Origin of the sequence: Dysgonomonas mossii (assembly GCF_004569505.1) — a bacterium.
Taxonomy (GTDB): Bacteria; Bacteroidota; Bacteroidia; order Bacteroidales; family Dysgonomonadaceae; genus Dysgonomonas.
The window spans coordinates 1-518 of record NZ_SPPK01000035.1 but is presented as its reverse complement, the minus strand read 5'-3'; the positions used below and the strand labels follow the sequence as shown (position 1 = coordinate 518).

Below are 518 nucleotides of genomic sequence, written 5' to 3'. Positions count from 1 at the left end.
ATTTTGTTCACATCAAATTCAGAAACAGAAGATTTAATTTGAGTTTCATTTGCTATCAATTTTAATATAGATTCTCCGCTTGCAGCATCTGTATCATTGTCCATTTCAATTACACCGTCAAATGATGCATAAGTACTATCATTAATTTGTTTAGTATACTGAGATAGTTCTTTTTGCGCTTCATTCAATGCGTTTAAATCTTGATTTAACTTCTTTTGTAAATCGTTGTTGTTCGGTTGCTGATTAATATTTTGATAGTCTTGATTAACTACATTTTGCGCGTCGTTAACCTTACTTGATAAGTCCTGTCTTTTTTGATCGTTGATATTGTAGTTGATTAAAGTATCGCCTTGCTTTACTTTTTCTCCGTCTTCAACCAAAGTACTCACTAAATCACCTAACTGATCATTGTTATTATATGTTTTTATTTTAGATGGGGAAGCTTTCCCAGAAATGTTTAAAGGCGATTCTTCCTTAACTTGATATGTATCATAACCGTCACTTTTCTTGTCATTATC

The 518-nt window shown here is 31.5% G+C and carries 1 protein-coding gene; it reads right to left on the bottom strand.

What is annotated here, in order from left to right; genetic code table 11:
* Nucleotides 1-518 (bottom strand): HlyD family secretion protein (locus E4T88_RS17310; protein WP_221411811.1); only part of this gene is annotated, 518 nt, incomplete at both ends.